The organism is Stenotrophomonas maltophilia group sp. Smal17 (assembly GCF_030237045.1).
Lineage (GTDB): Bacteria > Pseudomonadota > Gammaproteobacteria > Xanthomonadales > Xanthomonadaceae > Stenotrophomonas > Stenotrophomonas forensis.
The window spans coordinates 24,215-33,310 of sequence record NZ_JASJSU010000017.1 but is presented as its reverse complement, the minus strand read 5'-3'; the positions used below and the strand labels follow the sequence as shown (position 1 = coordinate 33,310).

Below are 9,096 nucleotides of genomic sequence, written 5' to 3'. Positions count from 1 at the left end.
GGGCCGCCACTACCCCAAGGAGAGACCTATGCGAAAGACAGGGATGTGGGTGTTCGCCGGGTTGCTGCTGGCCCCCGCCGTGCAGGCCGCACCGGCCTGCCAGGCGCCGACGGTCGTGGTGCGCGCGTTCTACGAGGCGACGACGGGCAAGGGGGATCTGTTGCAGCCGCCGCCCGCGCTGGTGAGCCCGGCATTCGGCAAGGCGCTGCGCGGCGAACGCGCCTGCCAGCTGCGCGAGGAGGGCATCTGCACGATCGATTCGGACCCCTGGCTGGATGGCCAGGATGGTGACATTGACAGCGCGGTGGACTACCAATGGCGGCAGGATTCGGCCAGTGCCGGCGTGGTCGAGATGCGCTACACCGTGTGGAAGCAGGCGCGCCTGACCCGCGTACCGATGGTCCGGCAAGGCAACGGCTGCTGGCAGGTCGATGACATCGTGACCAGTCGCGGCCAGTCGGTGCGGAAGATCCTCGCCCAGCCGGTGCCCTGAACCGCCTACGGCATCCACGCAGGGTGCTGTCCAGTTGCCGGCCAGCGGCCGGCACTACCATGCGATGTTGGGGTGGGTGCCGACCGCGGTGCGGCACGCCGCTATCGCGAATGCCCGAACACCAGTTCGATCACGAACTGGCTGCCGAAGAACGCCAGCAGCAGCAACAGCATCGCCGCCAGCGTCCAGTGCACCGCCTTCATGCCGCGCCAGCCGTAGCGGCGGCGGCCGATCAGCAGCACGCCGAACACGATCCACGACAGCACGCTGAGCACGGTCTTGTGCACCAGCTTCTGCGCCAGCAGATCGTCGACGAACAGCACGCCGGTGACCAGGGTCAGGGTCAGCAGCGCGAAACCGACGGTGATGACCCGGAACAGCAGCGATTCCAGGTCGGCCAGCGGCGGCAGCGCACGCAGCCACGGCCGGAACTCGCGGCGGCGCAGCGCGCGCTCCTGCAGCCACAGCATGATCGCCAGCAGTGCGGCGATGCTCAGCGTGGCGTAGGCCAGCAGCGCCAGCCAGGCGTGGCTGGCCAGGCGCCAGCCCAGCACCTTGCTCGGTTCGTGGCCGTAGCCGTGGTAGGCCAGCAGCAGCACGGCCGCCAGCGGGAACACCACCACGCCCAGCGCCGACATCCGTCCGCGCGCGCCGACCAGCGAGGTCAGCCAGGCCATGCCCAGGCCCACCAGCGACAGCGCGGCGAAGAAGTGCATGTCCGGCCCGCCATTGGTGCGCATCGCCACCATCACGTGGTAGCCGCCATGCAGCAGCATCGCCGGCAGCGCCGGCCACAGCCAGGTGGGGGAGCCGGTGGTTTCATCGCGGCCGAGCGCGCGCACCAGCAGGGCACTGGCGGCCAGGTAGAGCAGGACGGCGATGAGAACGATTGTCATCGTTGCAGTTTCGCATACCCCCGCGGTGGTGGCGACGGCCGCGGCGTCGCAGCCCGGCAGGCGGGGCGGACCCGTTATACTGTCTGCCTTATTGTCCCCCGTTTTCAGACAGGTCGTACCGCATGTTCGAGTCCCTGACCCAGCGCCTTTCCGGCACCATCGAGCGCCTGCGTGGCCGTGGCCGCCTGACCGAGGAGAACATCCGCGAGGCGACCCGCGAGGTCCGCATCGCGCTGCTCGAAGCCGACGTCGCGCTGCCGGTGGTGCAGGCCCTGATCGAGCGCATCAAGGTGCGCGCGGTCGGCCAGGAAGTGCTGAAGTCGCTGACCCCGGGCCAGGCCCTGATCAAGGTCGTGCGCGACGAGCTGACCGCGGTGATGGGCGCTGAAGCCAGCGACCTGAACCTCAATGTTCCAGCCCCGGCCATCATCCTGATGGCGGGCCTGCAGGGCGCCGGCAAGACCACCACCGTGGGCAAGCTGGCCAAGCACCTGAAGGAAAAGCGCAAGAAGAAGGTGATGGTGGTGTCGGCCGACGTCTACCGTCCGGCCGCGATCGAGCAGCTGAAGACCCTGGCCGAGCAGGTTGGCGTGCTGTTCTTCCCGTCCAGCGCCGACCAGAAGCCGGAAGCCATCGTCCGCGCCGCCATCGATGATGCGCGCAAGTCGTTCGTCGACGTGCTGCTGGTCGATACCGCCGGCCGGCTGGCCATCGACGAAGCGATGATGGCCGAGATCAAGGCCCTGCACGCTGCCGTGAACCCGGCCGAAACCCTGTTCGTGGTCGATGCCATGACCGGCCAGGACGCGGCCAACACCGCCAAGGCCTTCGGTGACGCGCTGCCGCTGACCGGCGTGGTGCTGACCAAGACCGACGGTGACGCCCGTGGCGGTGCCGCGCTGAGCGTGCGCTACATCACCGGCAAGCCGATCAAGTTCGTCGGCGTCAGCGAAAAGCCGGAAGGCCTGGATGTGTTCCACCCGGACCGCATCGCCAGCCGCATCCTCGACATGGGCGACGTGCTGTCGCTGGTCGAGCAGGTCGAGCAGCAGGTCGACAAGGACAAGGCCGCCAAGCTGGCCGAGAAGGTCGCCAAGGGCAAGAAGTTCGACCTGAACGACATGCGCGACCAGCTGGAGCAGATGCAGAACATGGGCGGCATCGGCGGCCTGATGGACAAGCTGCCGGGCCTGGGCAACATCCCCGACCATCTGAAGCAGCAGGTCAGCCAGGGCAAGGAAGTGCCGCGCATGATCGCCATCATCAGCTCGATGACCAAGAAGGAACGGCGCAACCCGAACCTGCTCAACGGCTCGCGCCGCGCGCGCATCGCCAAGGGCTCGGGCGTGACTCCGGCCGACGTCAACAAGCTGATGAAGCAGTACATGCAGATGGAAAAGATGATGAGCAAGATGGCGGGCGGCGGCATGAAGGGCATGCTGCGCAGCATGAAGGGCATGATGGGCGCCATGGGCGGCCGCGGCATGCCGTTCCGTTGATGCCTGAAAGGGGGAGGGCACAGGGGGCCGGGACCGGCACTTGCGTGGCCAGTCCCCTGTTGCTTGACTACGTATTGATCTGACAAGGGAATGCACATGAAGAAGATGATCGTGGTAGCGGCGCTGGTACTGGCGCTGGCCGCCTGCAAGGACGACACCTCGGTATCGCAGAAGGCCGGCAGTGCCATCAGTGGTACCGCAGCCGATTTCGTCGCTGGCCTGGGCGAAGGCGTGGACAAGCGCATGAACGTGACGCTGCAGGCCGATCCGGGCCTGGCGGCGCGGGGCCTGACCGTGACCCTGGGCAAGAGCCGCGGCATGGGTTCCAAGGAAGCGGCCGTGTATGTGGTGGCCGACAAGGCCTTCAAGGGCAAGCTGGTTGCGCGTGCGCTGGATGCCGAGGGCACCGAAATCGGCCGTGCATCGGCCGAGGCGGAATTCGCCGCCGACGACGCACGCTATGTGACCTTCCAGTTCAACGAGGAAATGGACAGCCAGCTGGTGCGCACCTACGCGGTGGTGGCGCGCTGATCCTCGCGCGGCCAGCCCCTCGGGTTCTGGCCGCAGCGACTGGCGTATGCTGGGCAGCGACTTCTCCCACAGGTATGTCGCGTGAACGCATCGCCGATTCTTGAACGCGCCGACGCCTTCTGTCGGCGTTTTTCATTGCAGCTTCCGATCCTGCTGGCACCGATGGCCGGCGCCTGCCCGGTGCCATTGTCGGCCGCGCTGGCCAACGCCGGCAGCATGGGCGCGATGGGCGCGGTGCTGTCGTCATCGGCCGATATCGGCCGATGGATGGACGACTTCCGCGCCGCTACCACCGGTCCGGCGCAGGTGAACCTGTGGGTGCCGGACCCGGCACCGACCCGCGATGTTGCCGCCGAGGCTGCCAGCCGCACCTTCCTCGCACAGTGGGGCCCGGACGTGCCGGCCAGCGCCGCCGATGCCACGCCTGCCGACTTCGAAGAACAGTTTGCCGCGCTGCTGGCGGCGCGCCCGGCAGTGGCCTCGACCATCATGGGCGTGCTGCAGCCACGCCACGTGCAGCAGCTGAAGGATGCCGGCATCGCCTGGATCGCCTGTGCGACCACCTTGTCCGAAGCACGCGCCGCACAGGACGCCGGCGCCGATGCGGTGGTGGCGCAGGGCGTGGAAGCGGGCGGCCACCGCGGTTCCTTTGATCCGGCGATGGCCGAGCGCCAGCTGGTCGGGCTGTTCGCGCTGCTGCCGCGCCTGGCCGATCACCTGCGGATTCCGGTCATCGCTGCCGGTGGCATCGCCGATGGCCGTGGCATCGCCGCCGCGCTCACCCTCGGCGCCAGCGCCGTGCAGATCGGCACGGCCTTCCTGCGCACGCCCGAAGCGGCGATCGCCTCGGCGTGGGCCGACGGGCTGGCCGCCAGCGAGCCGGAGGATACCTGGCCGACGCGTGCCTTCAGTGGCCGCCTTGGCCGTGGCCTGGCCACCCCCTATGTGCGCGCCGCCGCCGCGGACGGCGCACCTGCACCGCGCCCGTACCCGGTGCAGCGCGGCCTGACCGCACCGATGCGCAGGCAGGCCGTACAGGAAAACCGGCTGGCGGCGATGCAGGCGTGGGCCGGGCAGTCGGCATGGATGGCCCCGGCACAGCCGGCCGCCGACGTGCTGCGTGGCATGTGGCAACAGGCGCAGGCGCTGCTGCGATGACGGTGACCTGCAACGGCCAGCCGGCGCAGGTCGAGGACCTGCTGCCGGCACTGGTCAACTATGGCCATTTCACCTCGCTGCAGGTGCGCGGCGGTGCCGTGCAGGGGCTCGACCTGCATCTGGCGCGGCTTGCGCAGGCCACGCGCGAACTGTTTGGCAGCGAACTGGATACGGGGCAGGTGCAGGCGTGGATGGTGCAGGCGCTGCAGCAGGCGGCGCGGGCCGATGCCTCGCTGCGGGTGACGGTGTACTCGCGCCACTTCGATTTCCGCAGCCCGCTGGCGACCGTGCCGGTGGACGTGCTGGTGGCCGTCTCGGCGCCGGTGGCACTGAGCGCACCCAAGCGGGTGCGCAGCGTGGTCTGGCAGCGCGAGCTGCCGCAGATCAAGCATGTAGGCACTTTTGGCCTGTTCGCCGAGCGGCGTGCGGCGATGGCCGAGGGCTTCGACGATGCCTTGCTGGTCGGCAGCGACGACTGCATCAGCGAAGGCACAACCTGGAACCTGGCCGTCCACGACGGTCACCAGTTGCTCTGGCCGCGCGCCCCCGCCCTGCGTGGTACCGCCGAGAGCCTGCTGAAGCAGCACTGGCCCGGCCCGCAGGTCAGCCGGCCCCTCCCGCGGGCGGCCCTGGCTGGCGTGAAGGCGGCCTTCGCCTGCAATGCCAGCGGCCTGTGGGCGCTGGAGGCCATCGACGGGCATGTCCTGCCGGGTTCGCAGGCGCTGGCTGAACAGGGTAGGGCGGTGCTGGCAGGGGTGCCTTGGGACGATCTGGGCTGAAAGCCCCGCCGGGCAGGGCCCGGTGCTACCGTGAAGGTCGGGGCACCCCCGGGGTTGGCTCGGCCCGGCTCTGCCGCTATAATCGCCCGCTTACCTCGCCATCCTGGCGACTGGGCAATAGGAAAAACACCATGGTCAAGATTCGACTGACCCGCGGCGGCGCCAAGAAGCGTCCGTTCTACCACATCATCGTCACCGACGTGCGCAGCGCGCGCGACGGCCGCAACATCGAGCGCGTTGGCTTCTACAACCCGGTCGCCCAGGGCGCCGAGAAGCGCATCGAGCTGGACCTGGCCCGCGTTGACCATTGGGTCAAGAACGGCGCCCAGCCGACCGACAAGGTCCGCAACCTGATCAAGGAAGCGACCAAGTCCCAGGCCGCTGCGGCCTGATCCTGACGGGCCACGCTTCGGCGTGGCCCTCTTGGTTGAAGCAGATGAAAGATATCGAGCGCCGCATCCTGCTGGGCAGGGTTGTCGGCGCTTTTGGTGTGCGCGGCGAGATCAAGCTCGAGTCCTGGACCGAGCCACGTTCCGCCATTTTCCGTTACCAGCCGTGGATCGTGCGCAGCCCGTCCGGCGTGGAAACCACGATTGAAGGTGTGCGTGGCCGCGACAGCGGCAAGCACCTGGTCGCCCGTTTCCCCGGCGTCGAGGACCGCGATACCGTCGAAGCGATGCACGGCACCGAGATCTACGTGGCGCGCAGTGCGCTGCCGCCGCCGAAGCCCGATGAGTACTACTGGGTGGACCTGGAAGGCCTGGACGTGAAGACCACCGAGGGCGTCGCCCTGGGCCAGGTCTCGCACCTGTTCAGCACCGGCGCCAACGACGTGGTGGTGGTCCGTGGTGACCGCGAGCGGATGATTCCGTTCGTGCAGCCGGACTTCGTCAAATCGGTCGACTTCGAGGCCAACCTGGTCGTGGTCGACTGGGATCCCGAGTTCTGAGTGTGAGCATGCGTTTCGACGTCATCACCCTGTTCCCCGAGTTCCTCGCCCAGTCCGCTGAGTTGGGCGTGGTCGGGCGTGCGCAGGAGAAGGGCCTGTTCAGCCTGCATGGCTGGAATCCCCGTGATTACGCCGAAGGCAACTACCGCCGGGTGGACGACCGTCCGTTCGGCGGTGGCCCGGGCATGGTGATGCTGATCGAGCCGCTGCAGGCCTGCCTGCAGGCGATCCGCGACGCCGACCCGGCCCCGGCGCGGGTGATCTACCTCAGCCCGCAGGGCGCACCGCTGACCCAGGCCAAGGTGCGGGAACTGGCGGCTTTGCCGCGCATGGTCCTGCTCTGCGGCCGCTACGAAGGCATCGACGAGCGTTTCCTGGAAGCCAATGTCGACGAGGAGATTTCCCTCGGCGATTACGTGCTGTCCGGGGGCGAGCTGGGCGCGGCGGTGATCATCGACGCCGTGGCGCGCCTGCAGGACGGCGCCCTGAACGACGCCGAATCTGCGGCGCAGGACAGCTTCGAGGGCGACCTCGGCCTGCTCGACTGCCCGCACTACAGCCAGCCGGCCCAGCATCCGCTGGGTGACGTGCCGGAGGTGCTGCGCTCGGGCAACCACGCGGCCATCGCTGCCTGGCGCCGCCAGCAGTCGTTGGTCCGTACCGCCCAGCGGCGCCCGGACCTGCTGGATGAACAGGCACTGGGCAAGGCCGACCGCAAACTGCTGGACCAGGCCCGGCAGGCCCTGAAACAGAAGGCCGGCCCCTAGCGCAGGGCTGGCTTTATCGGCTATCATGGCCAATTCCCGCCAGCCCCGGCCGGCGCGCGCAGTACCCACAACAAACGTGCAGCACAGTCCAGTGACTGCATCAGCCTACGTTGTCGAAACGACACACCCACCCGAACAAGAATCGGTGTAACCCATGAGCAAGCTGAACAAGTCCATCGTCGCGGAATTCGAATCCGCCCAGATCACCCGCGAACTGCCGAAGTTCAGCCAGGGCGACACCGTTGTCGTCAACGTGAAGGTGAAGGAAGGCAGCCGCGAGCGCGTGCAGGCCTACGAAGGCGTTGTGATCGCCACCAAGAATGCCGGCCTGAACTCCTCGTTCACCGTCCGCAAGATCTCGCACGGCTACGGCGTCGAGCGCGTGTTCCAGACCCACAGCGCCATCATCGACTCGGTCGAAGTGAAGCGTCGTGGTAAGGTCCGCGCCGGCAAGCTGTACTACCTGCGTGGCCTGGAAGGCAAGGCTGCCCGCATCAAGGAAGACCTGGCTGCCGCTGCTGCCGCCAAGGCTGCCCGTCTGGCCGAAAAGGCCTGATAAACAACTTCGGTTGTTGCCGCGACGGCCACCTTCGGGTGGCCGTTTGCGTTTCCGGCCGTGCATCGGTCACGATCAGGTGATGAGCGACATCAATCCGCGCTATCCCGCCGCAATCCAGTCGGCGCTGCGCTTTCTCGACAGCAAGGGGCTGGCGCGTGCGCAGTCGGCCCCGCTGTTGCATCGGCTGCTGTGGCGCGTGGGCGTCGCATTGCCACCGCCGATCCTGGCCGGCTTCGGCACCAATGCGCTGGTGCAGGGCCTGTTGTTCGGGCTGTTCTGGACCGGGCTGATGTGGCTGATGCTGTGGCAGGGCAGTGAGCGCCCGCTGGCCCTGCTGCTGGTGGCCGGGTTGCTGGCCGGTGCCGTGTTCGGCGTGGTGATGGCGGCGCTGATGCATTCGCTGCGGCGTCACCGCAAGCTGCCGGGCTGGCGCCAGTTCCTGGCCGGCCAGACGGACTGAACCGATGGCGCAGCGCGCCGTGACCGGCAGGCATGCACCGCGCTAGGCTGCACTTTCCACTCAGATGGACGTGCCGTGCGATGCCTGCCAAGCGAACCGCACCTTCCGCCGCTCCCAGGCTGCTGTCCGGCGGCAACCCGCAGATCGCCAAGGGCGAGGGCGATGCCACGGTGCAGGCCTACATCGCGGCGATGCCGGACTGGAAACGACCGATCGGCGAGCGCCTGGATGCGCTGATCGAGCAGGCCGTGCCCGGCGTGCACAAGGCGGTGAAATGGAATTCGCCAATGTATGCGGCGGCCCCGGGCGCAGGCTGGTTCCTCAGCTTCCATTGCTTCACGCGCTACATCAAGGTCGCGTTTTTCCGCGGCGCCGCATTGAAGCCGGTGCCGCCCGAGCCGTCCAGAAGCGCCGATACGCGCTACCTGCACCTCCCGCAGGACGGCGTGCTGGATGAAGCCCGGTTCCTCGACTGGGTGCGGCAGGCGGCCGCATTGCCCGGCGAGCGCATGTAAGCCCGACGTTTCGATGTCCTTCCCGACGAGAGCACCTGATGGCCACGCACGCGCCCAACCCTGCCGATGCCGGAACCCCGGCGGCCGAACTGATCGATGCACGCATCGCCGAACTGGGCGACTGGCGTGGCGAGACGCTGGCACGCGTGCGCGCGCTGATCCATGAAGCGCTGCCGGAGGTGCAGGAAACCTGGAAGTGGCGCGGCACGCCGGTGTGGGAACACAACGGCATCCTGTGTACCGGCGAGACCTACAAGCAGGCGGTGAAACTGACCTTCGCCAACGGTGCGGCGTTGGCGGACCCGAAGGGTCTGTTCAACGCCAGCCTGGACGGCAACACGCGGCGCGCGATCGACATCCATGAAGGCGCGATGCCCAATGCCGCCGCGTTCAAGGCGCTGCTGCGCGAGGCGGCCACGTTCAACGCGGCGAAAAAGAAGAAACGGTAGAGCCTGCCGCTGGCCGGCTGTTGCACGCCGGCCAGCGGCAG

13 protein-coding genes are annotated in these 9,096 nt (G+C 68.1%); 12 read left to right on the top strand and 1 reads right to left on the bottom strand.

Annotated elements, in window-relative coordinates; all coding sequences use genetic code 11:
* Window positions 1-28: 28 nt before the first annotated feature.
* Window positions 29-493, top strand: a complete 465-nt coding sequence (locus QRO93_RS07165) for a hypothetical protein (protein ID WP_285304048.1) — start codon at window positions 29-31, stop codon at window positions 491-493.
* Window positions 494-594: 101 nt separating this feature from the next.
* On the opposite strand, the gene QRO93_RS07160 is transcribed toward QRO93_RS07165, so the two are convergent.
* Window positions 595-1,389 (bottom strand): inner membrane protein YpjD, encoded by a 795-nt coding sequence (locus QRO93_RS07160; protein ID WP_049456167.1) that lies wholly within the window; start codon window positions 1,387-1,389, stop codon window positions 595-597.
* Window positions 1,390-1,511: 122 nt separating this feature from the next.
* On the opposite strand from QRO93_RS07160, the gene ffh reads away from it, so the two are divergent.
* The 11 genes from ffh (at window position 1,512) to QRO93_RS07105 (ending at window position 9,055) form a co-directional block, all read left to right on the top strand.
* Window positions 1,512-2,888 carry a signal recognition particle protein gene (ffh, locus tag QRO93_RS07155; protein WP_005408591.1) on the top strand — a complete coding sequence of 459 codons (1,377 nt, stop codon included), beginning with the start codon at window positions 1,512-1,514 and terminating at the stop codon, window positions 2,886-2,888.
* Between the two features lie 96 nt (window positions 2,889-2,984).
* A complete protein-coding gene (locus QRO93_RS07150) occupies window positions 2,985-3,419 on the top strand; it encodes a hypothetical protein (protein WP_148564944.1) in 435 nt (144 codons plus the stop codon).
* Window positions 3,420-3,458: 39 nt separating this feature from the next.
* The gene (locus tag QRO93_RS07145) at window positions 3,459-4,577 is read left to right on the top strand and encodes a nitronate monooxygenase family protein (protein WP_180879275.1); all 1,119 of its coding nucleotides are present in this window, start codon (window positions 3,459-3,461) and stop codon (window positions 4,575-4,577) included.
* On the top strand, window positions 4,574-5,356 hold the full coding sequence (locus QRO93_RS07140) for an aminotransferase class IV family protein (RefSeq protein ID WP_053449137.1): 783 nt from the start codon (window positions 4,574-4,576) through the stop codon (window positions 5,354-5,356). The genes QRO93_RS07145 and QRO93_RS07140 overlap by 4 nt, the downstream gene beginning before the upstream one ends.
* A 131-nt stretch (window positions 5,357-5,487) precedes the next feature.
* A complete protein-coding gene (gene rpsP / locus QRO93_RS07135; RefSeq protein WP_005415733.1) occupies window positions 5,488-5,748 on the top strand; it encodes a 30S ribosomal protein S16 in 261 nt (86 codons plus the stop codon).
* A gap of 44 nt (window positions 5,749-5,792) precedes the next feature.
* Complete coding sequence (gene rimM / locus QRO93_RS07130; protein ID WP_010483256.1) at window positions 5,793-6,305, top strand: ribosome maturation factor RimM; 513 nt, start codon at window positions 5,793-5,795, stop codon at window positions 6,303-6,305.
* An 8-nt stretch (window positions 6,306-6,313) separates the two neighbouring features.
* The gene (gene trmD, locus QRO93_RS07125) at window positions 6,314-7,072 is read left to right on the top strand and encodes a tRNA (guanosine(37)-N1)-methyltransferase TrmD (protein WP_180879265.1); all 759 of its coding nucleotides are present in this window, start codon (window positions 6,314-6,316) and stop codon (window positions 7,070-7,072) included.
* 154 nt (window positions 7,073-7,226) lie between these two features.
* Window positions 7,227-7,628, top strand: a complete 402-nt coding sequence (gene rplS / locus QRO93_RS07120; protein ID WP_005408597.1) for a 50S ribosomal protein L19 — start codon at window positions 7,227-7,229, stop codon at window positions 7,626-7,628.
* An 82-nt stretch (window positions 7,629-7,710) separates the two neighbouring features.
* Window positions 7,711-8,091, top strand: coding sequence for a DUF6404 family protein (locus QRO93_RS07115; protein ID WP_180879263.1), 381 nt, complete (start codon window positions 7,711-7,713; stop codon window positions 8,089-8,091).
* Window positions 8,092-8,171: 80 nt separating this feature from the next.
* Window positions 8,172-8,606: a DUF1801 domain-containing protein gene (locus QRO93_RS07110; RefSeq protein WP_180879261.1), complete on the top strand. Its 435-nt coding sequence runs from the start codon at window positions 8,172-8,174 to the stop codon at window positions 8,604-8,606.
* A gap of 38 nt (window positions 8,607-8,644) precedes the next feature.
* On the top strand, window positions 8,645-9,055 hold the full coding sequence (locus QRO93_RS07105) for a DUF1801 domain-containing protein (protein ID WP_164085730.1): 411 nt from the start codon (window positions 8,645-8,647) through the stop codon (window positions 9,053-9,055).
* Window positions 9,056-9,096 lie beyond the last annotated feature (41 nt).

Bases quoted from the DNA above. Each gene is read 5' to 3' on its own strand.
- QRO93_RS07165 (WP_285304048.1), top strand. From the start codon at position 29: ATGCGAAAGACAGGGATGTGGGTGTTCGCCGGGTTGCTGCTGGCCCCC.
- QRO93_RS07160 (WP_049456167.1), bottom strand. From the start codon at position 1,389: ATGACAATCGTTCTCATCGCCGTCCTGCTCTACCTGGCCGCCAGTGCC.
- ffh (WP_005408591.1), top strand. From the start codon at position 1,512: ATGTTCGAGTCCCTGACCCAGCGCCTTTCCGGCACCATCGAGCGCCTG.
- QRO93_RS07150 (WP_148564944.1), top strand. From the start codon at position 2,985: ATGAAGAAGATGATCGTGGTAGCGGCGCTGGTACTGGCGCTGGCCGCC.
- QRO93_RS07140 (WP_053449137.1), top strand. From the start codon at position 4,574: ATGACGGTGACCTGCAACGGCCAGCCGGCGCAGGTCGAGGACCTGCTG.
- rpsP (WP_005415733.1), top strand. From the start codon at position 5,488: ATGGTCAAGATTCGACTGACCCGCGGCGGCGCCAAGAAGCGTCCGTTC.
- rimM (WP_010483256.1), top strand. From the start codon at position 5,793: ATGAAAGATATCGAGCGCCGCATCCTGCTGGGCAGGGTTGTCGGCGCT.
- trmD (WP_180879265.1), top strand. From the start codon at position 6,314: ATGCGTTTCGACGTCATCACCCTGTTCCCCGAGTTCCTCGCCCAGTCC.
- rplS (WP_005408597.1), top strand. From the start codon at position 7,227: ATGAGCAAGCTGAACAAGTCCATCGTCGCGGAATTCGAATCCGCCCAG.
- QRO93_RS07115 (WP_180879263.1), top strand. From the start codon at position 7,711: ATGAGCGACATCAATCCGCGCTATCCCGCCGCAATCCAGTCGGCGCTG.
- QRO93_RS07110 (WP_180879261.1), top strand. From the start codon at position 8,172: ATGCCTGCCAAGCGAACCGCACCTTCCGCCGCTCCCAGGCTGCTGTCC.
- QRO93_RS07105 (WP_164085730.1), top strand. From the start codon at position 8,645: ATGGCCACGCACGCGCCCAACCCTGCCGATGCCGGAACCCCGGCGGCC.